The 26,716-nt window shown below is 54.4% G+C and carries 29 protein-coding genes; 21 read left to right on the top strand and 8 right to left on the bottom strand.

Annotation, left to right across the window (positions count from 1 at the left end; translation table 11 throughout):
- Positions 1-84: 84 nt before the first annotated feature.
- From LSG25_RS07785 to LSG25_RS07775, 3 genes are all read right to left on the bottom strand, one after another.
- Entirely contained in the window at positions 85-966 is an 882-nt protein-coding gene (locus LSG25_RS07785; RefSeq protein ID WP_232744112.1) for a DNA adenine methylase, read from the bottom strand.
- Between the two features lie 47 nt (positions 967-1,013).
- Complete coding sequence (locus LSG25_RS07780) at positions 1,014-2,708, bottom strand: AAA family ATPase (protein WP_232744111.1); 1,695 nt, start codon at positions 2,706-2,708, stop codon at positions 1,014-1,016.
- A gap of 187 nt (positions 2,709-2,895) precedes the next feature.
- Positions 2,896-3,276, bottom strand: a complete 381-nt coding sequence (locus LSG25_RS07775) for a Rap1a/Tai family immunity protein (protein WP_232744110.1) — start codon at positions 3,274-3,276, stop codon at positions 2,896-2,898.
- Between the two features lie 695 nt (positions 3,277-3,971).
- On the opposite strand from LSG25_RS07775, the gene LSG25_RS07770 reads away from it, so the two are divergent.
- The 8 genes from LSG25_RS07770 (at position 3,972) to LSG25_RS07735 (ending at position 11,002) form a co-directional block, all read left to right on the top strand.
- A complete protein-coding gene (locus LSG25_RS07770) occupies positions 3,972-4,739 on the top strand; it encodes a GntR family transcriptional regulator (protein WP_232744109.1) in 768 nt (255 codons plus the stop codon).
- Entirely contained in the window at positions 4,732-5,499 is a 768-nt protein-coding gene (locus LSG25_RS07765) for an SDR family NAD(P)-dependent oxidoreductase (protein WP_232744108.1), read from the top strand. The genes LSG25_RS07770 and LSG25_RS07765 overlap by 8 nt, the downstream gene beginning before the upstream one ends.
- A 78-nt stretch (positions 5,500-5,577) precedes the next feature.
- Positions 5,578-6,510, top strand: coding sequence for a 3-keto-5-aminohexanoate cleavage protein (locus tag LSG25_RS07760; RefSeq protein WP_232744107.1), 933 nt, complete (start codon positions 5,578-5,580; stop codon positions 6,508-6,510).
- Positions 6,511-6,561: 51 nt separating this feature from the next.
- On the top strand, positions 6,562-7,461 hold the full coding sequence (locus LSG25_RS07755) for a TauD/TfdA family dioxygenase (protein ID WP_232744106.1): 900 nt from the start codon (positions 6,562-6,564) through the stop codon (positions 7,459-7,461).
- 130 nt (positions 7,462-7,591) lie between these two features.
- Positions 7,592-8,578 (top strand): tripartite tricarboxylate transporter substrate binding protein, encoded by a 987-nt coding sequence (locus tag LSG25_RS07750; protein WP_232744105.1) that lies wholly within the window; start codon positions 7,592-7,594, stop codon positions 8,576-8,578.
- A 75-nt stretch (positions 8,579-8,653) separates the two neighbouring features.
- Positions 8,654-9,040 carry a carboxymuconolactone decarboxylase family protein gene (locus LSG25_RS07745; protein WP_232744104.1) on the top strand — a complete coding sequence of 129 codons (387 nt, stop codon included), beginning with the start codon at positions 8,654-8,656 and terminating at the stop codon, positions 9,038-9,040.
- A gap of 34 nt (positions 9,041-9,074) precedes the next feature.
- Positions 9,075-10,058, top strand: a complete 984-nt coding sequence (locus tag LSG25_RS07740) for a tripartite tricarboxylate transporter substrate binding protein (protein ID WP_232744103.1) — start codon at positions 9,075-9,077, stop codon at positions 10,056-10,058.
- A 491-nt stretch (positions 10,059-10,549) separates the two neighbouring features.
- A complete protein-coding gene (locus tag LSG25_RS07735; protein ID WP_232744102.1) occupies positions 10,550-11,002 on the top strand; it encodes a hypothetical protein in 453 nt (150 codons plus the stop codon).
- Positions 11,003-11,036: 34 nt separating this feature from the next.
- Here LSG25_RS07735 and LSG25_RS07730 read toward each other — a convergent pair whose 3' ends face one another.
- Positions 11,037-11,783, bottom strand: a complete 747-nt coding sequence (locus tag LSG25_RS07730) for an IclR family transcriptional regulator (RefSeq protein ID WP_232744101.1) — start codon at positions 11,781-11,783, stop codon at positions 11,037-11,039.
- Between the two features lie 143 nt (positions 11,784-11,926).
- On the opposite strand from LSG25_RS07730, the gene LSG25_RS07725 reads away from it, so the two are divergent.
- The 5 genes from LSG25_RS07725 to LSG25_RS07705 all read left to right on the top strand — a co-directional run bounded on the left by LSG25_RS07725 (position 11,927) and on the right by LSG25_RS07705 (position 16,573).
- Positions 11,927-12,889 carry a tripartite tricarboxylate transporter substrate binding protein gene (locus tag LSG25_RS07725; protein WP_232744100.1) on the top strand — a complete coding sequence of 321 codons (963 nt, stop codon included), beginning with the start codon at positions 11,927-11,929 and terminating at the stop codon, positions 12,887-12,889.
- Positions 12,890-12,944: 55 nt separating this feature from the next.
- Positions 12,945-13,622, top strand: coding sequence for an RraA family protein (locus tag LSG25_RS07720; RefSeq protein ID WP_232744099.1), 678 nt, complete (start codon positions 12,945-12,947; stop codon positions 13,620-13,622).
- 96 nt (positions 13,623-13,718) lie between these two features.
- On the top strand, positions 13,719-14,759 hold the full coding sequence (locus LSG25_RS07715) for an amidohydrolase family protein (protein ID WP_232744098.1): 1,041 nt from the start codon (positions 13,719-13,721) through the stop codon (positions 14,757-14,759).
- A gap of 126 nt (positions 14,760-14,885) precedes the next feature.
- Positions 14,886-15,206: a helix-turn-helix transcriptional regulator gene (locus LSG25_RS07710; RefSeq protein WP_232744097.1), complete on the top strand. Its 321-nt coding sequence runs from the start codon at positions 14,886-14,888 to the stop codon at positions 15,204-15,206.
- Positions 15,203-16,573, top strand: a complete 1,371-nt coding sequence (locus LSG25_RS07705) for a type II toxin-antitoxin system HipA family toxin (RefSeq protein WP_232744096.1) — start codon at positions 15,203-15,205, stop codon at positions 16,571-16,573. Before LSG25_RS07710 ends, LSG25_RS07705 begins: the two co-directional genes overlap by 4 nt.
- On the opposite strand, the gene LSG25_RS07700 is transcribed toward LSG25_RS07705, so the two are convergent.
- The 3 genes from LSG25_RS07700 to LSG25_RS07690 form a co-directional block, all read right to left on the bottom strand.
- The gene (locus LSG25_RS07700; RefSeq protein ID WP_232744095.1) at positions 16,524-17,093 is read right to left on the bottom strand and encodes a DUF2569 family protein; all 570 of its coding nucleotides are present in this window, start codon (positions 17,091-17,093) and stop codon (positions 16,524-16,526) included. The genes LSG25_RS07705 and LSG25_RS07700 overlap by 50 nt on opposite strands.
- Before the next feature lie 36 nt (positions 17,094-17,129).
- Positions 17,130-17,465: a hypothetical protein gene (locus LSG25_RS07695; RefSeq protein WP_232744094.1), complete on the bottom strand. Its 336-nt coding sequence runs from the start codon at positions 17,463-17,465 to the stop codon at positions 17,130-17,132.
- Positions 17,466-17,614: 149 nt separating this feature from the next.
- Positions 17,615-18,046, bottom strand: a complete 432-nt coding sequence (locus LSG25_RS07690; protein ID WP_232744093.1) for a DUF4234 domain-containing protein — start codon at positions 18,044-18,046, stop codon at positions 17,615-17,617.
- Between the two features lie 110 nt (positions 18,047-18,156).
- Here LSG25_RS07690 and LSG25_RS07685 point away from each other — a divergent pair, with 110 nt between their 5' ends.
- Positions 18,157-18,360 (top strand): hypothetical protein, encoded by a 204-nt coding sequence (locus LSG25_RS07685; RefSeq protein ID WP_232744092.1) that lies wholly within the window; start codon positions 18,157-18,159, stop codon positions 18,358-18,360.
- Between the two features lie 82 nt (positions 18,361-18,442).
- On the opposite strand, the gene LSG25_RS07680 is transcribed toward LSG25_RS07685, so the two are convergent.
- Positions 18,443-19,366: a LysR family transcriptional regulator gene (locus tag LSG25_RS07680; RefSeq protein WP_232744091.1), complete on the bottom strand. Its 924-nt coding sequence runs from the start codon at positions 19,364-19,366 to the stop codon at positions 18,443-18,445.
- Between the two features lie 110 nt (positions 19,367-19,476).
- Between LSG25_RS07680 and LSG25_RS07675 the strand changes: the two genes are divergently transcribed.
- The 7 genes from LSG25_RS07675 to LSG25_RS07645 all read left to right on the top strand — a co-directional run bounded on the left by LSG25_RS07675 (position 19,477) and on the right by LSG25_RS07645 (position 26,697).
- Positions 19,477-20,994, top strand: a complete 1,518-nt coding sequence (locus tag LSG25_RS07675; RefSeq protein ID WP_232744090.1) for a CoA-acylating methylmalonate-semialdehyde dehydrogenase — start codon at positions 19,477-19,479, stop codon at positions 20,992-20,994.
- 248 nt (positions 20,995-21,242) lie between these two features.
- Positions 21,243-22,085, top strand: coding sequence for an IclR family transcriptional regulator (locus LSG25_RS07670; RefSeq protein WP_232744089.1), 843 nt, complete (start codon positions 21,243-21,245; stop codon positions 22,083-22,085).
- Between the two features lie 45 nt (positions 22,086-22,130).
- Positions 22,131-23,072 carry a dihydrodipicolinate synthase family protein gene (locus LSG25_RS07665; protein ID WP_370635970.1) on the top strand — a complete coding sequence of 314 codons (942 nt, stop codon included), beginning with the start codon at positions 22,131-22,133 and terminating at the stop codon, positions 23,070-23,072.
- 77 nt (positions 23,073-23,149) lie between these two features.
- Complete coding sequence (locus LSG25_RS07660; protein ID WP_232744088.1) at positions 23,150-23,974, top strand: ABC transporter ATP-binding protein; 825 nt, start codon at positions 23,150-23,152, stop codon at positions 23,972-23,974.
- On the top strand, positions 23,971-24,876 hold the full coding sequence (locus LSG25_RS07655) for an ABC transporter permease (RefSeq protein ID WP_232744087.1): 906 nt from the start codon (positions 23,971-23,973) through the stop codon (positions 24,874-24,876). The genes LSG25_RS07660 and LSG25_RS07655 overlap by 4 nt, the downstream gene beginning before the upstream one ends.
- 22 nt (positions 24,877-24,898) lie before the next feature.
- On the top strand, positions 24,899-25,972 hold the full coding sequence (locus tag LSG25_RS07650) for an ABC transporter substrate-binding protein (RefSeq protein ID WP_232744086.1): 1,074 nt from the start codon (positions 24,899-24,901) through the stop codon (positions 25,970-25,972).
- Positions 25,972-26,697, top strand: a complete 726-nt coding sequence (locus tag LSG25_RS07645) for an SDR family NAD(P)-dependent oxidoreductase (protein ID WP_232744085.1) — start codon at positions 25,972-25,974, stop codon at positions 26,695-26,697. Before LSG25_RS07650 ends, LSG25_RS07645 begins: the two co-directional genes overlap by 1 nt.
- Positions 26,698-26,716: the final 19 nt, after the last annotated feature.

The following is a 26,716-nucleotide window of genomic DNA, read 5'->3' as shown; positions in this document are numbered from 1 at the left end:
GGCTGGATGCACCCCTTGATAGGGGGCGGGGCAGAAGAAAACCCGCCGGGGTGCGGAAAGTTGTGAGGCTGGCTTTAATGTCGATTACGCAGATTGGGATATCGATGGTATTTCATCGTCTAAAACTTGGAGATTGTTGCTGAAGAACATAATCTCGGATCCAACGTACCGTTTTTGTGCGGTGTAGCTTAAACCATAGGTTAAAGACCGAGACAGGGCATACATGGTTTGGATTTCCTTAACGTTGTCGTATGAGACTACCCAGGGTCGTTTAAATTTTCCACTTTGTCTTTGTAATAGGGTAGCGATTTGTTCGTGATCTTCGTGTCCGTAGAAGTTCCGATAGAGTCCTTGTCCCTTCATGTAATACGGAGGGTCCAGATAAACTAAAGAACACTTTGGCAATAGCTGATGACACCTGGATAGCAGCGTCAATGCGTCTTCGTTGTATACCGTGATATTCTTTGCTGAGGCTGCGATTCTCTCAATGCGCTTGACCAGCACATCTTTTTTGAAGCGGGCGTCAAGCTTGTATGCGCCGGCCTGCTCAAGCCCACCTATCACCCCAGCCTTGAGGATTCCCGATCGATTGGTGCGGTTCATAAACAGGGTAGCGAATCCACGTTCAGGCTGATCAACCTGAACGTTTCCGCGAAGTACGTCACGCCAGTAATACCACTGTTCCATAGTAACAGGCGTGTCGCGAACTAATTTCAGGACAGCTTCTGGCGTCTGTGTCACGCTAATCCAGAAATCGTAGACAGCTGGGTCATAGTCATTGATGTGAACATGCGCTGCGAAGCCGTGAAACAAAAGCTCCAATGCAACGGCGGCGCCACCCGCGTAGGGCTCCAAGTAATGGCCACCGGCAAGTCCATTCGCCTCCATTGTGCTAGCAATGAATGGAGCAAACTTGGCTTTCCCACCAGGGTAACGTAGTGGTGTGTAGAGCTTATTTGAATACATGAGAGATTGCAGTCTACCAGTGTCATATGTGCTTGGTCAGCCACATTTTAAAGGCGTTCAGCTGTGCGTGCTGCGGCGGCAGTGAATGCAGCAACAAATGCGTCAGCTTCCTTAGAATACACTTTGCTCCAAAGAGTTAACACTTCCCAGCTGTTTAGAGCCTTCCAGTGTTTCCGCCACCACGCTTTGCTTTTTTCACGATTATTGTTTGAACCGTCTCCGTCTAAGAAGAAAGTGCTAGTGATCTTGTTGCTTGTTGGATTTTTGGTCTTCAGGAGGCGCAGCGCATCGTAAAGTGGACCGTCGTCTGCCCTACACATTGCTCGCAAGAAATTTTTGATAGTGTTTTCCGGCGATCTATCTGTCCCAGTGGCGGACGGTGTGCATGGTAGCTTGACAACATTTCCATGACGCCCCGCCTTTTTTGTAACTTTCGTATCGCTATCGACGACTAGGACCCGATCGCAAAAAATTGGATCGTTATTAGGCAACGCTGCCAATATTGACCCGCCAACGCCAAGAGAAGTTAATTTCAAGGAATGGCCTAGTTTGCGTGACAATGCCCCTCGCTTTCCCCGTGGGATCAACGCCTCACAGAACTGCTTTGCTTCCACATCTTCGAAATAAACACATAGCTTCTGTGCATCCTTCACCGATGCCGTCTCGTCTGCATCGGGCTCCAGCGCCATGTCACTCAGAATAGCGTCTAAGGACTGGTCCTCCGCTAGCCGCGGATGCTTCGTGTCCACCAAATATACGACCGAATCAGGGGCGTGCCCATCTCCCTTTCCGTCGGGATGCAATGCAGCTATCATTCGCGGCGAATGCGTCGTAGCAACGATCTGCAGACGTAATTGATTCGCCTTGGTTTTGAGAGCAAGAATAAGCCTGTCGATGGCATGCGGATGAAACCCGACGTCCATTTCGTCAATAATAAGTAGTCCGCCAGGATAGGTATCTCCTAGTTCTCTCTGCAGCCGATTGAATGAAGCTAGGGCTGTGGCAATGCTGCCGAGGCTATCTTGCCCCATAGAAATCGCCAGCGTTTCATGTCCAGGATAGCCAGGGTGGGCAGAGCGTTTTCTAACACCTCTTATCGATTGGTGTGTGATTTCGCTGGTCACATCGCTGCCAACAATCACTGAATTTACGAAATCAGCAATAAGTTGACGGTCGGACCCTTCCATCTCTTTGAGCGGGGTGCTAGTCACTTCCTTTTCATCTGCCTCACCGACAGAAGCAAGTCGTCTCATGCCAAGATAGATGGTTGGAAGTGGGATTTTTGCATCAGGCCCAATCCAATCATCATCAATTGGATCCACCGTACGGGGAACCATCCTTGCGCGTCGATATTCGCTGCGACGTGTTAGCGAACAACGCTTGCGCACAAGCCGCTCTCCAACGGCTGCATCCACAATTGGTGCTGCGCTTGGACTCTCTTGGTTGATATCGACCTCGTTAAGAGCGACATAAATTATACGCTCTATATTAGTATAGAACGGTTCTCGAAAATAGCTTTTTTGCTCACTGTCCGTAAGTCCAAAAGTGTTAGACAGCAGGCCGAGGATGGTAGATTTACCGATTCCGTTGTGACCGGCGATGAGAGTGATTCTTTCGGATATATCAATGCGGCAATTGCGAAGTTTACGAAATGGGGGGGTGTTAAATGTGATCGCAGATACCTTGATTTGATTTTCGACGTTTGTTACCACCTCTAGTTCTCCTGAAACGCGTTCGCGCACGAAACTCTAGCGGACTCAGCAATTGCTGCATTTCCGCACATAACTCTTCTTTCCTCTATCCGAATAGCAGAACGTTCCGACCCCTTCCAGCAAAGCCAAACCAGAATCACGACCCTGACAGCAGTAATTTGCCTCTGGCATCCAGTCGTGTACTGTGTGGATCATTTAATCAGCATCCTCATGGGCATCATTCGCAGGGAAACACCTTGACCATCGTTCCATAAAAGATAACGGCAGCTGGAAGATGTCTAAGAGCAGGCTCGTCGTGGAGTGCCTTTATGAATATATCGGCGACCTGGCCGTAAGTCACCTTGTCCGGTTTGCAGTAGGAAGGGGTCTGTTTGTTGGCAATGGCCTGTATCGCAATACCTTGCGCAAGACCGGCTGTATACAAAACACATTCTGCGCGTCCGGTGCTTCCTCCCTTGCACATCTCATACATAAAGTTCCCGCTATCAATATCCTCAGGTAGGGATGATGCCTTGGCGGCAAATACGCTTGCGGATGAAACACAGAGAAGGATTAGAGTGGCGGCGTGGGTGAGTTCAGATTTCGGTACGGCTTTCATCTTGGGTTTCCCGTAGGCGGAGGCCTAGCTCCGATTATTTTGTTAATCAGATAACGCTCCCCACTACTACATCTGATTGTATGTGTTTGTAACGCCATGGGACAAAATTATCAACCTTTCATTGAATGTGGCTTTGCAACCCCAATGCGTGATCCTTGGGGGTACATTTGGAGGTATTTTTAGATATTAATTTTTCTATACCGTTTTATTCATGCGGTGTTCAAATCGTAGTTCGCCGTCTGCTGGGACGCCAACTATCAATATACAGACATCTGCAACCCTATACGAAACCCGCATGCTTATTGGCATGGCGGGTTTTTTGTTGTCTGTGATCGTCTGTTTGAACGGATAGTCAGTGCCGGCATTTAGGCGGTACTTTTGGCGGTATCTTCACATAACAGCCGCTAATAGCTTGTCAGTGTGATGGAGGCGGTCTGAATTTTGTTATAACAATAAAAATCGTATTTACATGACATTATTTACGATGCTTTCTGGATAGTGAAATGATTTTTGAGTTTTTCACAAAAATTGTGATATCAATTTAATTTTTAATTATCTAAAATCTTCCTAAATACCCTTAAATTAGAATTTAATTTTTAAATTAATATATTTTTGAAATAAAAATGCATTAAAAGGCCTTGTTTTTGGTCTTTTGGTTCTGTTAGTATTGTTATAACAAAATAAATGGAATTCCTTTGAAGCCCGACTCCAATCCCGTATTTGATCGCAGTCCAGTACTTGGCAGACTGAGCATTACCGAGGGCAACAACACAGAACATGCTCCTGAGTCTCCTGCGCTCGACCGCGAAGGCAATCTCGAAGATGCCGCATACGAGAACATGCGCGAGGCGCTGATGGAAGGTCGCTTTAAGCCCGGCCAGACCTTCACTATTCGTGGCCTCGCTCAAGTATTCGGCACCAGCGTAATGCCGGTGCGAGACGCTTTGAAACGGCTCGTCGCCGAGCGTGCCCTGACACTGCTGCCGAATCGTTCCGTCATCCTGCCGCTGATGTCGCGCGAACGCTTTCAAGAGATTTTGCAGATTAGGCTCAGTCTCGAAACCATGATCACCGAGCGAGCCGCGTTGCTTATCGGCCCCGACATCATCGAAGCCATGGCTCGCGATCACGAAGACATGTGCCGCGCGGCAGCTTCTGGCGAAAAAGAGCTATACCTCTCCGCTAATCGCCGTTTCCACTTCCGTCTCTATGAATCGGCCAAAAGCCTGGTCATGCTGCCTTTCATCGAGAGCCTGTGGATGCAGATCGGCCCATATCTCAACCAGATATTCAAACCTGGCGAGCGCAGCATCGATATCGCCGACCACCACCATACCGACGTGCTGCGCGCACTGCGGCGCCGCGATGGCGCCGCAGCTGCCCAGGCCATATGGCATGACCTATCCGATGCCGCTGATTCGATTCTCGTCACCAACTTGTTTTCTGAGGATTTGCATGGCTAACATTAAGCCCGAAGGCCGGGTCGCCCTGGTAACCGGAGCCGCGCGCGGAATCGGCGCCGCCACGGCCGTGGCATTGGCTCGGCGCGGTATAGCATCTGTGCTCGCTGTGCGAAAACCCGAAGCGGCTCATGGCACCGCCGACGCCGTCGGAAAACTCGGCATTGCATGCCGGGTCGAAACCTGCGATGTAGCCGACCATGCCTCAGTCGAGCGCTGCATCGCCAGCACGCTTGAGGCCTGGGGTAGGCTCGACATAGTCATCAACAACGCAGGCCAGGTCGAACCTCAGGCGCCACTGGCGCAGACCGACCCCGCCGAATGGGAACAGGCCATTTCGGTCAATCTTGTCGGCCCGTATAACGTCATTCACGCCGCACTGCCCGAATTGCTCCGACGTCAGGGCACCATCGTGAATATTTCGACCGGCGCGGCGCACGCACCCCGCGACGGATGGTCAGCCTACTGCAGTGCGAAAGCCGGGCTTTATATGCTGAGCCGCTCGTTGCTCAATGAATATGGCAAACAGGGCCTTTCGGTCTACAGCCTACAACCGGGGCTGGTCGATACCGAAATGCAAGTGCGCATCCGTAACGTGGGTATCAACGAGATCAGCCGCGTGCCGCGGGAAAAGCTGGCGCCGCCGGAGTTGTCGGCCGGTGTGATCGCGTGGCTTGCCGCGACCTCCCCGCGCGACCTGATGGGCAGCGACCTGTCAACTGGCGACTCGATGCTGCTCGAACGCGCTTGTGTCGCGGGCTGACTGAGGCATCGAATCTCCAACTATCGTCAATTTCCCTCACGACAATCTCTTCTGCCGGCAACCTATACAGGACATTTCATGGCTAAAAGACGCAAAGTCATCATCAGTTGCGCCGTCACCGGGTCGATCAATACACCTTCGATGTCGCCCCATCTACCAGTGACCCCGGAGGAAATCGCAGCGGCATCCGTTGGGGCCGCTGCCGCCGGCGCCGCTATCATCCATTTGCATGCGCGTGATCCCATCGACGGGCATCCGGTCCAGGAGCCGGAAATGTTTATGCGCTTCCTGCCAATCATACGCGAGTCGTGCGACGCGGTGGTCAACATCACCACCGGCGGCGCGCCGACAATGACTGTTGAGGAAAGACTGCAGCCCGCTTTGCAGTTGAAACCCGAAGTGGCATCGCTGAACATGGGCTCGATGAATTTCGGCCTGTATGAGGTTCTCGATCGCTACAAAACCTTCAAGCATGATTGGGAACGCCCATATCTGGCCGATAGCGATGATCGCGTCTTCAAAAACACTTTCAGAGATATCGCCTATGTGCTCCAGTCCTGCAGCGGTAACGGAACTCGCTTCGAGTTTGAGTGCTACGACATCAGCCATCTTTATACGGTCGCGCATTTCCTCGACCGCGGACTGATCAACGGGCCGCTGTTCATCCAATCGGTGTTCGGCATACGCGGCGGCATCGGTCCGCATCCGGAAGATGTGCTGCACATGAAGCGCACTGCGGACCGTCTGTTTGGCGATGAGCTGGTCTGGTCGGTGCTGGGGGCCGGACGCAACCAGATGTTCGTCGCCGCGCAGTCAGCTGTCATGGGGGGCAATGTGCGGGTCGGTCTGGAGGATAGCTTGTGGCTCGGACCTGGCACGCTGGCACAAAGCAATGCCGAACAGGTCTCCAAAATCAGGCGCATCCTGGAAGAACTCGGCCTGTCTATCGCTACGCCCGAAGAGGCACGCGGCATGCTGGAACTGAAAGGCGCCAGCCATGTCGCCTTTTGATTGGCCCAACTTTCGGGCCCACCCAACTCACGTAGAAAACGAGGTGTTTTGATGAGCAATAGCAACGTGGCCGACCGCGTCGGCGTCGACAAGATCACCACCTATATCGGTGCCGAAATCTCCGGTGTCGATCTATCCAAGCCGCTCGATGACCCAACCTTCCAGGCCATCCATAATGCGCTAATGGACAATCTGGTCATTTTTTTCCGGGACCAGGTGATGGCTCCGGAACAGCAAAAGGCATTCGGCCGTAGATTCGGCGAACTGCATATCCACCCGGGTGCACCCATTTTGCATGAGGAAGAAGAGGGCCGGCCACGCCTAGGCGAACTGACCCATATTCCCTATGCATATGGCATAGAAGGGCACCCCGAGGTGCTTGCCATCTATGCCGATGAGAACTCCAAGCGCATCGCGGGCGAGGAATGGCATTCCGACGTTTCCTGCGAAGCCGAGCCGCCGATGGGAAGCATCTTGCGTCTTACCCAGGTACCGCCTAGCGGAGGCGACACACTGTTCTCCAGTATGTATGCCGCCTACGATGCGCTGTCCGAGCGTATGAAGGATTTCCTTGGCGGACTTACGGCCTCGCACGATGGCGCAACTTATGGCAAGAATTTCGAAAACCGGGCGGGTAAAACGCATCCGCACGCCGAGCATCCCCTCGTTCGCACACATCCCGTGACGGGACGCAAGGCCTTGTTCGTGAACCGAACTTTCACCACACGCATCGTTGAGTTGAACAATGCGGAAAGTGACGCCTTGCTGCAGATGCTGTTCCGCCATTGCGAAAACCCGGTATTCCAGTGCCGTTTCCGCTGGAGACCGAATTCGGTCGCATTCTGGGATAACCGCTGCGCCATGCACAACGCCATGTGGGACTACTACCCGAACCGTCGCCATGGTTATCGCGTGACCATTCAGGGGGATCGCCCGTTCTACAGAGCGTAGAAGATAGAACAGTACAAGGTGCGCACCCTATGGTCAATCCATGTGCCACGGCTGGATTGGAATGCAAGCCACTACTAGTAAAGGTCTGCGCTCGAGACGGGCTTGGTGGCTATAAAAAAGGAGATAAGGCATGAAGAAATCGTTATTCTGTTCCATCGCCACCGCAGCCATAATTGGCGGTGCTTTTGTTCCAGCACACGCCGAAAGCGCCTATCCCGTCAGGCCAATTCGCCTCCTTGTCGGATTTGCGGCGGGCGGTCCGACAGACGTCATAGCCCGAGTCCTGGCCAAGGATATGTCAGTAACCTTGAAACAAAACATTTATGTTGAAAACAAGGTGGGCGCAACGGGCATGATTGCGATCCGGGAGGTAAAAAATGCCGCTCCAGACGGCTACACACTGCTTTTTTCAGCTCCCGGGCTGAATGTCGATCCACTCATCATGGGCAAGAAAGCAGGGTTCGACCCGAAGACTGATTTTGCTCCAATTTCCAATGCCGCCACGCTGCCTATGGTGATAATCAATGCGTATAGTTCGCCGATCAAGACTCTACCGGAGCTGCTCGAGCAAGCGCGCACGAAACCGGGGACAGTCAGTTTTGGCTCTTCAGGCATAGGCGGCCCCGGGCATCTTGCGGGCGAATTGCTTGCCACGCGGGCCAAAGTCAAAATGATGCATGTGCCGTTCAAAGGCAATGGGCCCGCATTATTGGAAGTAATGGCTGGACGGGTGGATTTCATCTTCTACCCGATGCTCGGCATTCCCAGCAATGTTGCCGCCAAGCGTATCAAGATCCTGGCGGTCGGTACCCCAAAAAGGCTTCCTCAGTTCCCCGATGTGCCGACGATGTCGGAAGCGGGCTTTCCTGGTTTTGAGGAAACCGCGCCATGGGTCGGCATGCTCGCTCCGGCCCACACTCCTCCGGCCATTATCAATCGTCTGAACGAGGCCATGGTGAAGGCGCTGGCCAAACCAGATGTGAAGGCGCAGCTGGAAAATCTGGGCGCTGTGATCGTGGGAGATACACCGGCCGAATTCGCTTCCTACCTCAAGCGCGACTATAGCCGTTGGGAAAGCGTCATCAAGGCGGCGGCAATCAAGCCAGAAGACCACTGAGCCCACCTTGTTCCAAACTCCATCCAAGCTGGCCGGTGCTATTGAAATAATCCATGCTGAAAAAAGGAAGCCCACATGAAAACGCAAAGAACCTCTGATTCAACCCCGCTATCCGATGACCATATGGCGCGCGGCGATTGGAATCCGCTATGGGACCAGTTACGCGCGCTTGATCCGGAATTCATGGAGGCCTATCTGGCCCTGCGCAGCGTGCCGATTCGCAACGGTCCGCTGCCAGCCAAGTTCAAAGAGTTGATCCTGGTTGCCATCAATGCGGCAACCACTCACCTGTATGCCCCGGGTGTACGCCGACATATGCGCAATGCATTGAAACTTGGCGCTACGCCGGAGGAAGTGCTGGAAGTGATCCAGTTAACCACTTTGCTGGGCGTCCATTCTTGTAATCTGGCCATTCCAATCCTGATGGAAGAAGTAGCCAGCAATTCAAAAGAAAATAGATAAAACATAGCGCTATATAGTAGCCAGGAGACATATCATGACTGTCCGCCGTACTTTGCTGAAATCAGCCGTATTCTTTTTTGCCTTCCCTGCTCTGGCGCTTGCGGGGAGCCCGGAGCCGAGCTATCCGTCGCGGTCCGTCACCATCATCGTGCCTTTCGCGCCGGGGCAATCCGGCGACATTCTTGCCCGCGTGCTTGGCGAATGGCTGGGCAAACTGTGGGGCAAGCCTGTGCTGGTCGAGAACAAGGGCGGCGTGGGCGGCTCAATCGGCAGCATAGCCGCAGCGCATGCCGCAGCCGATGGCTATACCTTATTGATGGGCTCCACCGGCCCGACCGTGATCTCGCCGCAGTTGTTGAAAAGCGCCCACTACGATTCGCGCAAGGACTTCACGCCTATCATCGCCGTAGCGGGTGTACCGCAGATGATGCTGGTTGCCGCCAAGTCGAAATACAAAACCATGCAGGATGTGATTGATGATGCAAAGAAAAATCCCGGCAAGCTCAGCTACGGCTCAGGAGGCAACGGCTCGTTGGCACAATTGACCATGGAAATTTTCAAGCATCGCGCCGGGGTTGATATTACCCATATTCCATACAAAGGTGCGGCCCCGGCTTATACAGATCTGCTCGCCGGGCGCCTTCAAGTTATGTTCGATACCACTCCAGCCGCGATCGGCTTTGTCAAATCTGGGCAACTGCGATTTTTGGCCGCATCGACGTCGAAGCGGACACCTGCGGCTCCGGATGTTCCAACAGTCAGCGAAGCCGGCCTGCCCGGTTTCAATGTGCTCGGATGGCTAGGAATTCTGGCGCCCGCCGGTTTAAAGCCGGAACTACAGCAGCGGCTGAATCATGATTTCCAGAAGGCGCTGGATGATCCGGGGGTCAGGCAGAGGCTGCACACTCTGGGGATGACACCGATAGGAGGCAGCGCGAACGAGTTCAAGAAGTTTATCGATGATGAATATGAGAAGTTTGGCAGTGCGATCAAGGCTGCGAACATACGACTCGAGTAATGTGGCAATTGGGTGAGCGTTTATCGGCTCGATCAGTTCAGGGGCTGCCGAAAAACTCGCCCGGCGTCGCGGCTAAGTGCTCGCGAAAAGATGCCATGCCATTTACGGATGAGGGCATGCGCACGACGTGCAGATCGTGGAATATTACTGAGGGAGTTGATGATGGTTCGTGAAATTGCTTCAGTGACCCCGGGGAGCTGTTGCAAGAAGAGTTTTTGACTCCGATGGGCATCAGTCAGTACCAACTGGCCAAAGAGATTGGCGTGTCGGCGCGGCGCATGACACAGAGATCGCCAAGGACGCGCTGGCCGATGTGCTGGCCAAGATTCGACCGCTGGAGCATGCCTAAGCAAAGAAAGACCCGCCGGAGCGGGTGTCGGTTTGATTATGGTTGCAATTGGCTATAAGCATAATTGAGTTAATCGAAGAACGTTTAGACGGCCGCACATTGACTCGAGTAAACTAGCGCTTCTGCTTTCCGAGGAGCTCGCATGAAAAAGACAGGATGGTTCGAGGCGCAAGAGAAACCTTGCCATGTGGGCTTCTATGAAGCCAAGTTTCCGGATGGGCGCGTCAAGCGCATCCGGTTTTCCAAAAATAAATGGGCGAGTGGCGGATTCACGCATTGGCGCGGCCGAACAGTGATATTGGCTGATGAAAAAAGAGATGAACTTCGGGCGCGATTGAGCCCAGCCCCGGACTCGGTACGATCCAAAAAGGTTGCCAGCGCTGCTAAACGGCTGGCCCGCCATTACGTAGGAATTGAAAGCAAGGGTATTGATGTTGTCTTTTTCTATCAAATAGCCCTGGCGCGAGGCGCAAAATTATTGCTTGCGGACAAAAAGGCGCTTAAGCGAGCGGTGGAAAAGCTTACAAGTAATGACAGAATGAACGTAGAGAAAAAATTAAGCGGACTAGGTATAAGTTCGTTGAAAGCATCTTAAAACCAATTCATAGTTCGCCGTCTGCCGGCTTGGCCTACGGATGCCAGGTTGCCCGTGCCTTGATAAGCCGCTGTGCCGCCCCATCACTTTCATAGCTCAGCGCGGCCGACAGTGCTTCGGCTGCACGCTTAAGCTGTGGCGCAAAGCCGGCAAGCTTGGTCTCGACGCCGGCTTCCGCCGGCGCGCCTATGCATAGTGCCCCGATTATCCGCCACCGACTCCCAAAAACGGGTACTCCAATACTTGCGGAGGTCACTTTCGCCTCGCCGACGGTGACGTGATAGCCACGAGCCCGGATCTCGTCATAAAGCTTTCCCTGCTGTCCCGCCGCGGCGAGTATCACTTTTCCCGCCGCGCCCCGATCCAGCGGCATTGATTCACCCACTGTCGCACGATTATGTTGAGCGTCCGGATACTGAACCTTGACCAATCGAATGCGCCGGCCGCCGTCTCGCACGAAGAAGGAAGTGTCCTCTCCAATTGAGTCGGAAAGCCTGCGCAGCGCAGGCTCGATGTTTTCTCGAATGTCGAATGCTATTTGATAGCGGGCGCCAAGCGATGCCGTGGCTGGACCCAGCCGCCACTGTGCGTTGTCGTTCTGGACGGCATAGCCGCTGGACTCCAGGGTTTTGAGCAGCCGTAGCGTTGTTGATTTCGCAAGCCTGACCCGCCGTGCAATTTCGCTTAGCCCGAGATGAGGTTCTTCCATCGTGAAAATATCGAGGATGGCCAGAGCGCGTGTTGCGGCAGTAACCAGGGTTGATTCAGGGTTTGCACTCATTTCCAGATACCTATCGGTCCATCAGACGGAACGATATTGTAATGCCTTGGCCTCGGCCCTAAGCTTCGTTTTCAGAGCAAGGGTCGGAAGGATTGCTTGCTTTAAAGAGCCTGGCATCAAGGTTTAATTATCAAGGAGACAATATGAATCGACGTTTTGTACGACTGGCGCTTGCCGCCGTTGGGCTTTGGGGGGCCCTTATTGGTACCGCGGCTGCCAAATATCCGGACAAACCCCTGCGTATGATTGTTCCCTATGCCGCGGGCGGCGGAGTGGACAATATAACGCGAGTCGTGGCCAAAGGACTGGGCACTCGACTTGATCAGTCTATTGTCGTGGATAATCGCCCCGGTGCAAGTGCGAATATCGGCGCCAATATGGTTGCCAAGGCCTCTGCGGATGGCTACACCTTGCTGATCGGCGCCACGTTTCTTGCGTTCAACCGGGCTACGACGACAAACTTGCCCTATGACGCGGCCAAGGATCTCATCCCAGTGGCGCGTTTGGGCAAAGCGCCTTTTGTGCTCGTAGTTCCTGCTGTCTTGCCGATCAAGACGGTGGCGGAACTCGTGGCATATATGAAAGCGAATCCGAACAAAGCCTCGTATGGCGCTGTGGGCGCCGGTTCTCCGACGAACTTGATTTTCCCGAAGAATACGAACACCCAGCCCATTCAGATTCTTTACAAGGGAGGTGCTGCCGCCATGCCTGACCTGATCGCGGGCCGGCTTACTTTCATGATTCAAACCGCGAGCGAGGTGTTGCCGCTTATCCGCAGCGGGAAGCTGCGCGCCTTGGCTGTTACTGGTTTGACGCGCTTCAATCAACTTCCCGACGTTCCGACCATGAAGGAGGCGGGTGTTCCCGATCTGGAGAGCACGGGCTGGTGGGGTGTGTTTGCTCCCGCGAATACGCCCGCGGCTATCGTTAAACGGCTTTCAGACGAGGTTCAACTCGTCATGAAGCAGCCAGATGTGATTGCCGCCCTGTACAAGATGGGCATTGAATCCGCGCCTATGCCGAGCTCTGAATTCCGGCCATTTTTTGATCAGGAATTAAAGAGTTACGCCGATGTCGCACGCCAGTTCAACCTGACGGTCAATTAGCGGCATTCATTCTCCGGGGCTCTCAGGAACCCCAGTCCTTTATTAAGGAATTCTCATGCAGGCAGGTTTTCAGGTTCTTAAGCGTCGTAGCGCTGTTGGTAGCGAGTGGGCAGACAAATTTTCCGCGATTCCTGTGGCTAATATTAGCGATTCGATGTCACGCTTGAATTCCGGTGGTGCTGCGCTGCGCCCGCTCCATGCCGGTGGAGTGCTGTGCGGGCCGGCATTGACGGTAAAGAGCTGCCCCGGCGACAACCTGATGACACACATGGCGTTGAACCTGGCTGTGGCAGGTGATGTGATTGTCGTGGATGCGGGCGGCGACCTGAGCAACGCGATCATTGGAGAGCGGATGCTTGCATACTGCATCGCCAAGAAGTTTGCAGGCATTGTCATCAATGGCGCAGTACGTGACTTCGGCTGGATTCGCCGCCAGAGTTTCCCTGTGTATGCTTGCGGCATTACCCATCAAGGCCCCTACAAGAATGGGCCGGGTGAAATCAACACCCCGGTTTCGATCGGTGGAATGGTGGTCGCCCCTGGAGATCTGATGGTGGGCGACGACGACGGGCTGATCTGCATCCCACAGGCGAATGTGGCGGATGTCTACGCCAAGTCAGCCGCCAAGTTCGAACACGAGAGTCGAACTTTCGCCGCCATCGGGCAAGGGGATAACAATGCCGATGGCTATCGTGCCCAGCTCATGAAACTCGGGTGCTATTTTGAGGAGTAGGGCTCTGGTGGAGCAAGCGCGCCAAGCGCTCTGAAAATGCGCGACTGCGTACAAACTACATGGCATCCAGCCACCCGTTTCAGGACATAGATAAACATGATCATAGATTGCCACGGCCACTACACTACCGCCCCTGCGGCGCTGAAAGACTACCGGGCCCGCCAGACTGCCGCATTTGATGTGGGCCAAGTACTTGCGCCCGATTTTACGATCAGCGACGATGAAATCCGAGAATCCCTGGAAAAAAACCAGTTGCGCATTCAGCGCGAGCGCGGCGTGGATGTCACGCTGTTCTCTCCTATTGCCGGCGCCATGGCACACCATGTCGGGGACGCGGCGACCAGCCAGCACTGGACGCGCGCCTGCAATGACCTGATTCACCGGGCGGTGGAACTGTATCCCGACCAGCTCGTGGGGGTATGCCAATTGCCTCAATCGCCGGGCGTCGGCCCGGCAAACTGCATTGAGGAACTGGTACGTTGCGTGGAGGAGCTGGGTTTTGTTGGCTGCAACCTGAATCCCGATCCAACCGATGGGTATTGGACTGATCCGCCCCTGACTCAACGACATTGGTATCCGCTGTTCGAGAAGCTGGTGGAACTCGACGTACCCGCAATGATTCACGTAAGCTGCTCATGCAATCCCAATTTCCATCACACGGGAGCACACTATCTGAACGGCGATACCACGGCATTCATGCAGTTTCTACTGTCGGATATTTTCAAGGATTTTCCGACATTGCGATTCATAATCCCTCATGGCGGCGGCGCGGTACCCTATCACTGGGGGCGCTATCGTGGCCTGGCGCAGCAACTCAATCGACCGCTCCTGGAAGAGATGATGAGTAATGTGTTCTTTGACACCTGCGTGTATCATCGGCCCGGCATCGAGCTGCTGCTTGATGTGGTGCCGGCCGACAATGTGCTGTTTGCCTCCGAGATCATTGGTGCAGTTAAGGGTATAGACCCGCGCACGGGATATCACTATGACGATACCAAACGGTATATCGATGCGGTGACTTGGCTGGCACCGGAACATCGCTCCAAGGTCCTGGGTGGGAATGCATTGCGGGTCTATCCGCGCCTGGCGCAACGTTTGCGCGCGCGCGGACTTTTAAGCGCCCCGTCGCAAAGCTAATTCTTTAATCAATATTTGCCTATTAAAATAGGTAATTTGCTAAATATCCTACTTTAATAGTATTTCCTATTGATTTTAAGCGCCTGCTAATATAGGATATTTAATAATTATCCTATTTTATCAGACATGACCACGCTTCTTCAGCTTTCCATCTGGCTTCGCCAACAGTTGTCGCGCTATGGCGGCACACAAGAGTCTTTGCGTCTCGATGCGGGCATCTCGCGTCAGACGCTGACTAATGTACTGAGCGGCGCCGTTGATTACAAGGTGACGACGCTGCTTGCCGTTGCCGACCGGCTTGGCCTCGATGTGGTGCTGGTGCCCAAGGGCGCCGCCGCGGGCCTTCAACTCACCCCGCCCGATGCCTCGCCGCTTGTGAAGACCGGTGTTCAGGCTGCTCTTGAAAAGCTTCGCGCCGGTGCAGGCCACCAGGAGAATGGGTCGTGAATGTCAAAGCCTTGGAAATCCGTATTGGCGCCCTGCGGGTAGGCGTGCTTTTTCAGTATGCGCAGGAAGGGGCTCCAGTGGTCAATAGGTTTGTGGCAGATCCGGTGTTTATCGAGACTCGCGAACCGCCGCTGGTGTCATTAGCGTATCTGGCGGCAACCCCCCAGGAACAGCCGCTCCTTTGGCGCGATTATCGCAGTGCGCGATTCAACGGCCAGCTCTCGAAAGATGGGCGCTCCTGGCTTTTGCCGGCATTTTTTCAGAATCTGCTGCCCGAAGGCGTGTTTCGCGACCAGATTGCGAAACTTCGTCATTGTGAAAAAGATGATCACTTCGAACTGCTGGCGGCCTGCGGCAAGGATTTGCCCGGCAATGTCTACGCCTTGCCCACGCAGATGAGCCGCGAGGAACTGGGGCACTATGTCACGCAAGACGCCGATGCGCTGGAGATGACCGTGACGGCCGACCCTCTGGAAGAAGGTGTATCGCTTTCCGGGGTGCAGCCCAAGCTGGGGGTCATCAAGGACGGCGACCGGTATGTGGGGCGCACCAAAGATCAGGACACTCACATTATCGCCAAGCTGCCGGTGGTGGCTTATCCTTTGCTGCCCGAGGTTGAAGACCTCTCCCTGCGATTGGCCGCGGCAGCCGGTGTTCGTGTGTGCGACGCGTACCTGGAGCCGCTGGGCCGGCTGGCCGCTCAACATCATTACGATCTGGGCGAGCCCGACAAAAAAACGAATTTTCTGGCAGTCGTGCGTTATGACCGTCAGCCGGGTGCGCGAACGCATTGCGAGGACTTCGCCCAAATACTGGGGGTCATGCCGGAGGACAAGTATTCGCTCGATTACTCCTATCTGGATATCGGCGCCACGTTTCTCGCCTATCCGAGTCTGGGCGAGGCGGCGGTGCACGAGCTGTTGCGCCGCATAGTGGTCAACGAGATGCTGGGCAATCCGGATATGCATCTGAAAAACGTGGGGCTATGGTACCCGGACGGGAAAACCCCTGAATTACCCCCGGCCTACGATATAGTGGCGCACATCGTGTACACCCCGCTTCAGGGGCATGGCCTGCGTATACTGCCGGCAGACTACGCCGCTCAGCTGCCAAAAAAGGATCAGGCCGCCACCCCCCCACGCAAGCTGGCCATGTCGCCAGCCGTGTTGCGCAAATTTTGCGACGCACTGGGGATTGCGGAAAAGCCCGCCGCAACGGCGGTGGCCAATTGCGTCAAACAAGCGTACGAGACATGGCCCGCGCTGATCGACGCTTCTTTATTGACGTTAATGCAGAAAGAAAAATTGGCTTCTCATTTCAGAGCGCACCCTCTTGTGGCCGGGTTGTTTCGCCGTAGGTATTCTTGACCCGTCTGGATACCAGCAAATAGCAAGTCCAGGTGGCTGCGAAGAGGGTGGTGGCGGCCAACGATGAGTAGTCTTGCTCCAGCAAATACTCGCCAAAATACGAATTCGCCATGGCCAGCTCCGCACTGGCGGATATCGGGCCCGCAATCCACAGCGCGGCAATAACTGCTTTTATGGTGCTTGCAGTTTCGCGCCTGACGAGCAGGAATACGCAGGCGAGCAGCAATAATGTTTCAAACCAGGCCATGCTCATGGCGTAGCGCATGTATTCATGATATTTGGGATTGCCCAGCGCGGAGGGGACAAGCGTCTCTATTTGATCTTTGACACGATAGAACTCGCCGAGCTCTTGCGCGCCCCAAAAGATCAAAAAAACAGACAATACGATCAACCATCCGCCATAGCCGGCAATGGCCGCTCTTTGGCCAGGATTCTTTTTATCGGCCGATCTGGCGTTCAGGACGCCCAGGCCGGCGACGGCGATAAAAACAACAAAATGCCAAATGTTCCACGTTCCCATTTCATCCTCTTTCACTATGAAACCAAGTAATTTGCCCTAAGGCTTATTTTGTATCGACGGATTGCCGGTATTTGAACGGGCTCCTGCCGCAGGCGGTTCGCCGTACGAGTCGCCGGATTGGCCCTGTTGGTACGTTGGCGAATTGCCGTATTTGTCGCGCCGGCCAGTGGGCTTGTCGGTAGGCGTGCGGTCGTGCCTGTCTTGCAGGGAGTCATAGTTGGGCAGGCGGATCGGGCCGGGGTTGCTATCCATTTGCGGCTGCCCGTAGCCGCCATGGTTATCGGAGTAGTTTGGAAGCCGGAGTTGCCCTATTGCAGGGACGGTCATGGCCAGGGTCGCCAGGGCAAGCAGCAATTGAGCGATAGTTTTCATTTTTTTCGTTTCTTTTTATGGCAAGGGCCGTAACGTTCGTACTTTATTACGAATTATGTGCATGTGTTTGTAATGCTGTCCGGGAAAAGTATCAAGCTATTTGATAGCCTTGGGCATGCCGGCAGGCAAATTCTTTTCCGGCACATGATTTACAAGGAGTTCACCGCCACGATTTTGGTGTGCGTCATGCAGTGTGCGTTGATTTTGTATAAAAAAACGAAATAGCCTATGCCCAGGGTAACGATGCTGATCAGGATCCAGAGCAGGATGTTGCCTATGATGCTGGCCAGGTCGATAGTGCAGACCAGGCGGCCGATTTTTTTCCCGGTTCCGTCGTAGGCGTATGTTTTTCCAATGATGAACTTCTGCATATAGTAGGGAAAAACGAACAGGGCGATGCCGAACGTTACAAGGGTCAAAACAATCCATATGATCAGATGCCCGATGACGTCCATGAAGCCCAATTCCGACTTCAGTTGCAGATTCTGGAATCCATGGGCTACCGGGGATTTCGGTACGTCATGCGGCTGTGCGCTTGGCGCCTTGGGTGCCGCCGCGTCGAAGTGCTGTTGGTAGGACATGGGTGAAGCCTCTTGAAAAAAGTTTATGCATAGTGGGAAGCCCGTGCGAGGTGCGCTCTCTGGGCCGGGATGTGTTACGGTGGTCGGCAGGTCATCAACAGGAGGCCGCCATGAAGCAGCTCATGCTATACCGGCAGATCAATCAGCGCCGTATGAGTGCATTTTATCTTTCACCGCAACACGGCAGTGAAGCGAAGCCGTTCTCGCAGGACCAGCTTTTTCTCGACACGCATGTCCCCACCGAAGACCGCCCTCGATCATTGCGGGAAATGTTTGCGGATATTGAATACGACAATGAAGATGACGGCCTTTAAGCCATTGATGTGGCCAAGAGCCACAACATATATTGCTTTGAGGAACCTTGACAAGGTGGTGCATGATAGTTGTGGCCTGTTGCTACATCTTGGCAAATGCTGATTTCAAATAGTCGACAAAGACGCGTACTGCTCGCGGCACATAGGCGCTGTAAGGGCGTATGGCGTAAATGGCATCGCCAAATACGCCTACTGGCTTCCAGTCGGGCAATAAATGAGTCAGGCGCCGCGCGGCCAGGTCTTGCAGCGCGCTGAAGTCGGGCAGCAGTGCGATGCCCTGGCCGGCCAATACGATTTCACGCAGTGCCTCGCTGTTGTTGGCGCAAAAATTGCCGCGAATTGCCACGCTGCGCCGCTCTTTTTTGCGTTGGCCCGACTCGAAAAGCCACGTTGGCGATGTCGCCGCGCGTAAATAATACAGGCAGTTATGGCCGCTGAGGTCTTCCGGTTTTTTGGGCATGCCCTGTTTTTTCAGGTAAGCCGGGGTTGCCACCAACAAGGTTCTTGAAGGCCGCAATAGCCATGCCACGTGGGTTTCAGGCACATTGGTGGTGTGGCGTATGGCTAAGTCGAAACCTTCTTGCGTCAGCGAGCTCAGGTGATCGGACAGTTCGATTTCCAGGCGTATGTCCGGGTAATCTTGCAGGAATGCATTGATCAGGGGAATGATTTTCTGCCTTCCCAATGCTACAGGCGCGGTAATACGCACGACACCGCTAGGCACGTCGGCCAGGTCTTTGATGCTGGCGAAGCCTTGTTCGATGGCGTCGAAACTGTGCCGTGTGTTCTTCACCAGCGCTTCGCCGGGTTCGGTGAGCCGCACGCTGCGCGTGGTGCGGCGTACCAGCGCAACGCCGGCAAATTGCTCCAGCTCCGCAATGCGCAGGCTGACCGCAGCTTTGCTGACGCCGAGGCGTTTTGCCGTGGCGGTATAGCTGCCGGTGGTTGACAGCATGGTCAGCCAGTAAATGTGCGACCACATCAGTTCGTTTTTATGTTCTTTCATATGTGTATTGTCTATTATTTTAAACAATGAATCCAGTAATCTGGCCTTGTTTGGGTGTAATGATCTGCCTATACTTGGTTCATCACTACCCCTACATCCATGGAAAACCTGTGAGCACTCCCCAAGCCTATACCGATCGAAATGATGTCGTGAATTTTATAAATGGCGCTGCCGTTGCCGGCACCAGCCAGCGCAAGCAGGACGTATTCAACCCGTCCACAGGCGTGGTGGCCCGCCAGCTTGTGTTGTCCTCTACAGACGATGTCGCCGCCGCGGTGGCAGCCGCCAAGGCCGCGTCACAGGGCTGGGCGAATACGCCTCCGGTCCGCCGCGCGCGCATCATGAATAAATTCCTCAACTTGATGAATGAGCACACCGATGCGTTGGCCGCCATGATTACGGCCGAGCACGGCAAGGTATTCACCGATGCGCAGGGCGAAGTGGCTCGAGGCATCGACATTATCGAGTTTGCCTGCGGCATTCCGCAGTTGTTGAAAGGAGACTACACCGAACAAGTCTCCAACGGCATCGATAACTGGACCATGCGCCAGCCTTTGGGCGTGGTCGCCGGCATTACGCCTTTCAATTTTCCATGTATGGTGCCTTGCTGGATGTTTCCGGTTGCCATTGCAGCGGGCAACACTTTTGTTCTGAAGCCCAGCGAGCGCGATCCAAGCGCTTCCCTTTATATGGCCAGGCTGCTGAAAGAAGCCGGTCTGCCCGATGGTGTCTTTAACGTCGTGCAGGGCGATAAGGCCGCGGTGGATGCCTTGCTGGAACATCCCGATGTTGCGGCAATCAGCTTCGTGGGTTCGACGCCGATCGCCCATTACATTCACGAACGCGGCGCGCATTTCGGCAAGCGCGTGCAGGCACTGGGCGGTGCCAAGAACCATATGGTCGTCATGCCCGATGCCGATATCCCACGTACGGTCGATGCTCTTGTTGGAGCGGCTTACGGGTCGGCCGGTGAACGCTGCATGGCGATTTCCGTTGCGGTCATGGTGGGCGATGTGGGAAAGAAAATCATGCCTTTGCTCGAAGAGCGCGCCAAAACATTGAAGATAAAAGACGGCATGAACCTTGACGCCGAAATGGGCCCGGTGGTTACCCGGCAAGCCAAGGAGCGCATCGAGGGCTATATCGAAGCAGGCGTGAAGCAAGGCGCCAGGCTGGTGGTCGATGGCCGGGGTCATAAAGTAAACGGTCACGAAAACGGCTTCTATGTGGGCGGCACATTGTTCGATGACGTAACGCCCGACATGACGATTTATAAAGAAGAGATCTTCGGGCCTGTCCTGGCGTGCGTGCACGTGCACGATTTTGGCGAAGCGGTCGATCTCATCAATAAACATGAATTCGGCAACGGGGTTTCATGCTTTACCAGCGACGGTCATATTGCCCGCGAGTTTGCGCGCCGTATTCAGGTTGGCATGGTGGGCATCAACGTGCCTATTCCGGTTCCCATGTCATGGCACGGTTTTGGCGGCTGGAAGCGCAGTCTGTTTGGCGACACGCATGCCTTTGGCGAAGAGGGCGTCCGCTTTTATACCAAGCAGAAGTCGGTCATGCAGCGCTGGCCCGAGAATATCGACAAAGGCAACGAGTTCGTGATGCCGACGGTATAGCATCGGATCCGGGTTGTTCTGCGGTATGGGGCTTCGGCCCCATTTTTATTTGGGCCTGGCAGAAATGAAAGTAAATGTAATTTAATTTGCCGTAAACCGGGACTTTCCTTACGATTCAATAAATATTTTAAAAATAAAAGTTCGCAATCCGAATATATAGGAGTTCATGGAGATGAAAACAGCAGTCCGCCTCTTGGTTTCTTTAGTAATAAAATAAAAATTCGCAATCCGAATAAAAGGAAACCCCTGTGAAATCGACCAAACCCGAGGTGCTTAAGGCTGACGACGATCGTTCCTCGTCGAAGAATACGGTTATGTCGCTCGCCAAAGGCTTCAAGATTCTTGAAGCCTTCACCGCCGCTCAACCTGATCTGACCATGGCCGAGGTAGCCAGGCGGGCAGGTATCGATAACGCCACGGCATTCCGTTTTTTGAATACGCTGGTCAATCTGGGTTATGTAGAAAAGGTTGCCGATACCCGCTTGTTCCGCTTGTCTTTCAAGGTACTGGACCTGGGCTTCAATGCCATTGCGCATTCCGACCTGCGCACCAATGCCCGTCCGATCCTGAGGAGCCTGGTTGGCGAGGTGCGCGAGGTTGCCTCCATAGGCGTGCTTGAGGGCTCCGAGGTGCTTTATGCGGAGCGCGTCCAGGCGGGGCTTACCCGGCTGGGCGTCGATATACGGATAGGTAGCCGGGTTCCCGTTTATTCCTCGGCGATAGGTCATGCCATTCTGGCGTGGTGCCCAAGGGAATTTCAAATTCAAGTCCTTGAAGGGGCGCCGAGAAAACAGCTTACGACAACCACATTGGTTGGCCTGGGCGAATTGATACGGCGCCTCGAAGAAGTCAGGAAGCAGGGCTATGCCGTGTCCAATCAGGAAACCGTGTCTGGCCTGTATGTGGTGGCGGCGCCGATTCTGGATATCGATAGCGTGCCTCTGGCTGCGTTGAGCGTGGCGACACCTGCCTTTAACACGACCCTGAGCCAATTCAAGAGCGACGCAATCGGCCCGGTGACGGATGCCGCGAAAAAATTATCGAAAGCATTGCAAACCAATGGCGGTTTTACCTTGTCGAGTCACGCATAAGCGCAAGACAAAGCCGGCCGAATCAGGATTTAAAAAGGAGACATCGTGTCAAACGTAAATTTTCACGGAATTATTCCGGCCATTGCGGTTCCATTCAACGACGATTTCAGCATTGACGAGCCCGAGCTGCGTCGTTTTGCGCGCTGGCTCGCCCAGCAAAAAGGCGTCACGGCGCTGATGACCAATGGCCACACGGGCGAGGTGTTTTCCTTGACTGCCCGCGAACGGGCCCAAGTAACCCGGATTACGGCCGATGCGGTCAAAGATATATGTCCCGTCGTTTCTTCTATCGTCTGCGAAGGAATCAGCGAGGCCAAGGAACATGTGGCGATGGCGAAAGAGGCAGGCGCGCAGGCCCTGGATGTCATGCCGCCTCACCACTGGTTGCGCTTCGGCTTCAAACCCGAACATTGCATCGACTATTTCACGGCGATCGGCGAGGCCAGCGGGCTTCCGCTGGTTGCCCATATCTACCCGGCCTGGACTCGCGCCTCCTTCCCCAGCGCGTTGTTGGCGGAATTGGCAAAGCTTCCGTATGTTCATGCGTTCAAGATTGGAACGCGCGAAATGAATAAGTATGCCCGCGATTTGAAGGCAATCAGGGAAGCCGATGCTTCCAAGGCACTTTTGACATGCCATGACGAATATCTTCTGGCTTCGATGGTTCAGGGTATAGACGGTGCTCTGGTCGGCTTTGCGTCGTTGGTGCCAGGCCTTATCTATGAATTATTGCAGGCGGTGAAAAAAGGCGATCTTACTGAAGCGATGAAAGTGCAGGCGCTGATCGATCCCTTGAAAGATGCCGTGTACGGTGCGGGAGAACCTACCGGCGAGGCGCATGGCCGCATGAAATCGGCCATGGCGCGAGCCGGGATCATACGCAGCGACACGGTCAGACCGCCTACCCATTCTCCGTCTGTGGCCGAAATGAAGGCCATCGATGCCGCACTGTTGAACGCGGGGCTGTTAAAGAAAAATGCCGCGTGATTTTCAGCTCTGGTATGGCTGATCGGGCTGGCTGATGGAAAGTCCGAGTATGCCGATTGATAAGATTGGAGACATAAATGGCTGTTCTAATGGAGGCGCCCCAGCAAAGCGCAACAGCGGATCGATCCGCGGCTGACCCGATTATCGAGATCAGGAATTTAAGCAAAACATACTATACGCAGTCGGGCGATGTAAAAGCCTTGAACAACATTTCCCTGAATATTGCCAGCGGCGAATTCGTCACGATTGTCGGTCCTTCGGGTTGCGGGAAAAGCACCTTGCTGCGCATGCTGGCGGGGCTTGAGGATTGCGAGGAGGGGGTTCTCGCCCTGGACGGAAAACAAATCAAGGGCTCGTCGCACGATGTCGGCGTTGTGTTCCAGGCGGCCAATCTGCTGCCCTGGTTCACGGTGCGGCAGAATGTGCTGCTGCCTACGCGGGTTGGGAAGCGGGGCAGCGAGGGCTATACCGACGTCGATGAGCTATTGGAAATGACAGGCCTGGCCGATTTCGGCAATAAGTATCCCTATGAGTTGTCGGGCGGGATGCAGCAGCGCGCGGGTATTTGCCGGGCTCTTGTGCGCAATCCCCGGATATTGTTGATGGACGAGCCTTTCGGTGCCCTGGATGCATTGACACGCGAGCGCATGAACCTCGAGCTCCAGCGTATTTGGCGGGCAAGCAATAAAACGGTCATCCTGATTACCCACAGCATTTCAGAGGCAGTGTTTCTTGGGGACCGGGTCATTGTGATGTCGTCGCGGCCAGGCACCATACTGCAAGATTTGAAAGTCGATATCGACCGCCCAAGGGCCTTCGACACTATCCTCAACTACCCGAGCTATGCGGAATTATCGCGCGAAATTCGCGGGCTCCTGAATGCCGAAGGAGGTATCGAATGAATACGGCTCTATCTCAATCCGGCGCCAATTCAGCGTCTCCGGTTCTGTCCATGACTCAAGGCCGCGATATGGCTCCAGCTTCAAGTAAAAATACGGCTGTCGGTGTGCAGAAACGTCGTAAACAGAAAGGCATAAACGGTCCGCTCATAACGACTATTGGCCTGATCGTGATAATAATTATTTGGGATCTGAGTGTGCGTTTTTTGCATGTTCCCAAATATATTCTCCCTTCTCCCGAGTCGGTCGCCTATGCCTTGTGGTCGGGCCTGGCTGTGTCGGTTACCAACCCGGTGGGCTTCTACGTACCCTTGTGGAGTACCTTTTCGAACGCGGCCATAGGGTTCTTTTTCGGAACGGCGGCGGGCCTGGTTCTGGGTTCGTTGATGGCTGAAAGCCGCACCGTTGAAAAACTGGTGATGCCATACGCCTTTGCCCTGCAGAGCTTGCCGAAAGTAGCCATTGCGCCGCTTGTGGTGATTTGGCTTGGGTTCGGCGACGGTTCGAAAATCGCCATTGCCGCGCTGCTGGCTTTCTTCCCTATCCTGATCAACAGCTTTACCGGTTTGCGTTCAACAGAACCGGAGCGGATCGACCTGATGAAATCCCTGTCCGCATCGGCCTTTGAAACATACCGGTTGGTGAAACTGCCCAATGCCGCGCCCTATATTTTTGCGGGACTGGACATGGCTGTGGTGTATGCCTTGCTGGGCACTATCGTGGCCGAATTCCTGGGCGCTCAACAAGGGATGGGTGTTGTCATTACACAGGCCCAGGCCGTGACCGATGTGGCCGGTGTTTTTGCCGCACTGATCATTCTGGGAGCGATGGGCATTGGATTGCATGCCCTGGTGCATGGAGCGGAAAAACGCATTGTCCACTGGACAGAACGCAACAAAAACTAAAGTGTATTTAAAGGAGAGAGACATGAAAATTTCACGTAGAGAGTTTGTGATGGCGTCGGGGGCATTTGCCGCCAGTTTGGCGGTAAGCCCGAAAATAGCGCTGGCCGCGGCAGATTTACCGAAATTGAAGTTGGGTGTGGGCTTGAAAGCCATGAGTCCGATCGTGATTAATCTGGTCATAGGCGAAGTGCTTGGCTATAACAAGGCCGAAGGCTTTTCGGTTGTCGCTCAGGTATTGGGATCGAATGCGAACGTCCAGGTTGCGGTCGATCGCGGCGAAGTTGATTTCGGCGTTGGCGTGCCTTCGTTCGGCCTGCCGGTATTGGCGCAAGGAGAATGGAAAAAATCCATTAACTTTTATGAATACACCTATCCGTATAAATGGGATATCGCGGTCCTGCCGAAATCCACCATCAACAGCTACAAAGATCTGAAAGGCAAGCGAATAGGTGTGTCTGGGTTCGGCGCTACCGATTATCCCGTCACCAAGAACGTTCTGCAGTCGCTTGGCTTCGACCCCGACAAAGACTTCAAATGGGTTGCCGTGGGCGGCGGCGTGCCCGCGGGTGTCGCCCTGGAGCGCGGCCAAATCGATGCACTGGCCTACTATGACGTGGGATTCGGCCTGATCGAAGCCGCGGGCCTGCCGTTCAGGCTGGTGCCGCGTCCACCCAAGCTGCCGCTGATCGGCGGACAATTCCTGGAAACTCAGGTGGATCGGCTGCGAAAGAACAAGGCCCAGGTCATTGGTTTGGGCCGTGCTGTTTGCAAGTCTTCGAATTTCATTCTTGCCAATCCCAAGGCAGGAGCTCTGGCATTTCTGCGCATGTACCCGGAGGCTGCGCCGCGGGGAAGCTCACAGGAGAAGGCGGTCGATTCAATCTATCACGCCATTGACCGGCGGATAAAACTGTATTCTCCGCCTTATCCCGGCGCAAAAATGGGCAGTATCAATGTCAAAGAGCTGCAGACCGAAGCGGCAATGAATCACTGGAATATTTCCGACTATGGTCCCTTCTATACGAACGATCTGATTGATGAGATCAACAACTTCGATCTTGAAAAAATCCGTCGCCAGGCCAAGGAATACAGCTAGTGAGCGCAGCAGAAGGAGGGCGCGAAAATGACGAATCCTCCAGAACCAGGCATGCCATTGTCACCGGAGCCAGTTCGGGAATAGGCGCGGCCATAGCCCAGTGTCTGCTTGCGCACGGCTGGCGGGTTACCGGGCTTGACCGTCAGGAAACTCCTGGCGGGCCTAAGCCCGATGGCTATGAGTTTGAACGCATCGACCTTTCCGACACCGGCGCTATCGCCGCTTTGTTCTCCGGATATCGGGCCGTCGATGCATTAGTCCATGCCGCCGGCTTTATGCGTGTCAATCCGGTCGGTGCGTTGAACATGCAAGATGGCGAAGCCATGTGGCGTGTTCACGTCCTGGCTGCCGAAGCCATGATCAACGCAATGGTTCCAGGTATGCCCGATGGAGGAAGAATCCTATTGGTAGGAAGCAGAACCGCGATGGGAGCGGCGGGCCGCAGCCAGTATGCGGCGACCAAGGCGGCCTTGCTTGGACTGGCCCGGTCCTGTGCCCTGGAGTTGGCTTCCCGAGGCATTACGGTTAATGTAATCGCTCCGGGAGCCACTGAAACACCTATGCTGCACGACCCCGCTCGCCAAGGGACCCCCCCAAGGCTGCCGCCGATCGGGCGATTCATCCAGCCGCGCGAGATAGCGGAGTTGGCGGCTTATTTATTGGGCCCGTTCGGCGCAGCGATTACGGGTCAACAAATTACCATTTGTGGAGGAAGCTCTCTTTGAGCGGCCTGTGGGCCGATTA

It is taken from the genome of Paralcaligenes sp. KSB-10 (assembly GCF_021266465.1).
In the GTDB taxonomy this organism is placed as follows: Bacteria; Pseudomonadota; Gammaproteobacteria; order Burkholderiales; family Burkholderiaceae_B.
The sequence above is the reverse complement of the archived record's forward strand: the minus strand, read 5'-3'. Positions and strand labels throughout refer to the sequence as shown.

Bases quoted from the DNA above. Each gene is read 5' to 3' on its own strand.
- LSG25_RS07735 (WP_232744102.1), top strand. From the start codon at position 10,550: ATGAAAAAGACAGGATGGTTCGAGGCGCAAGAGAAACCTTGCCATGTG.
- LSG25_RS07765 (WP_232744108.1), top strand. From the start codon at position 4,732: ATGGCTAACATTAAGCCCGAAGGCCGGGTCGCCCTGGTAACCGGAGCC.
- LSG25_RS07650 (WP_232744086.1), top strand. From the start codon at position 24,899: ATGAAAATTTCACGTAGAGAGTTTGTGATGGCGTCGGGGGCATTTGCC.
- LSG25_RS07690 (WP_232744093.1), bottom strand. From the start codon at position 18,046: ATGTCCTACCAACAGCACTTCGACGCGGCGGCACCCAAGGCGCCAAGC.
- LSG25_RS07755 (WP_232744106.1), top strand. From the start codon at position 6,562: ATGAGCAATAGCAACGTGGCCGACCGCGTCGGCGTCGACAAGATCACC.
- LSG25_RS07710 (WP_232744097.1), top strand. From the start codon at position 14,886: ATGACCACGCTTCTTCAGCTTTCCATCTGGCTTCGCCAACAGTTGTCG.
- LSG25_RS07750 (WP_232744105.1), top strand. From the start codon at position 7,592: ATGAAGAAATCGTTATTCTGTTCCATCGCCACCGCAGCCATAATTGGC.
- LSG25_RS07730 (WP_232744101.1), bottom strand. From the start codon at position 11,783: ATGAGTGCAAACCCTGAATCAACCCTGGTTACTGCCGCAACACGCGCT.
- LSG25_RS07740 (WP_232744103.1), top strand. From the start codon at position 9,075: ATGACTGTCCGCCGTACTTTGCTGAAATCAGCCGTATTCTTTTTTGCC.
- LSG25_RS07695 (WP_232744094.1), bottom strand. From the start codon at position 17,465: ATGAAAACTATCGCTCAATTGCTGCTTGCCCTGGCGACCCTGGCCATG.
- LSG25_RS07775 (WP_232744110.1), bottom strand. From the start codon at position 3,276: ATGAAAGCCGTACCGAAATCTGAACTCACCCACGCCGCCACTCTAATC.
- LSG25_RS07760 (WP_232744107.1), top strand. From the start codon at position 5,578: ATGGCTAAAAGACGCAAAGTCATCATCAGTTGCGCCGTCACCGGGTCG.
- LSG25_RS07680 (WP_232744091.1), bottom strand. From the start codon at position 19,366: ATGAAAGAACATAAAAACGAACTGATGTGGTCGCACATTTACTGGCTG.
- LSG25_RS07745 (WP_232744104.1), top strand. From the start codon at position 8,654: ATGAAAACGCAAAGAACCTCTGATTCAACCCCGCTATCCGATGACCAT.
- LSG25_RS07715 (WP_232744098.1), top strand. From the start codon at position 13,719: ATGATCATAGATTGCCACGGCCACTACACTACCGCCCCTGCGGCGCTG.
- LSG25_RS07685 (WP_232744092.1), top strand. From the start codon at position 18,157: ATGAAGCAGCTCATGCTATACCGGCAGATCAATCAGCGCCGTATGAGT.
- LSG25_RS07655 (WP_232744087.1), top strand. From the start codon at position 23,971: ATGAATACGGCTCTATCTCAATCCGGCGCCAATTCAGCGTCTCCGGTT.
- LSG25_RS07720 (WP_232744099.1), top strand. From the start codon at position 12,945: ATGCAGGCAGGTTTTCAGGTTCTTAAGCGTCGTAGCGCTGTTGGTAGC.
- LSG25_RS07785 (WP_232744112.1), bottom strand. From the start codon at position 966: ATGTATTCAAATAAGCTCTACACACCACTACGTTACCCTGGTGGGAAA.
- LSG25_RS07700 (WP_232744095.1), bottom strand. From the start codon at position 17,093: ATGGGAACGTGGAACATTTGGCATTTTGTTGTTTTTATCGCCGTCGCC.
- LSG25_RS07725 (WP_232744100.1), top strand. From the start codon at position 11,927: ATGAATCGACGTTTTGTACGACTGGCGCTTGCCGCCGTTGGGCTTTGG.
- LSG25_RS07660 (WP_232744088.1), top strand. From the start codon at position 23,150: ATGGCTGTTCTAATGGAGGCGCCCCAGCAAAGCGCAACAGCGGATCGA.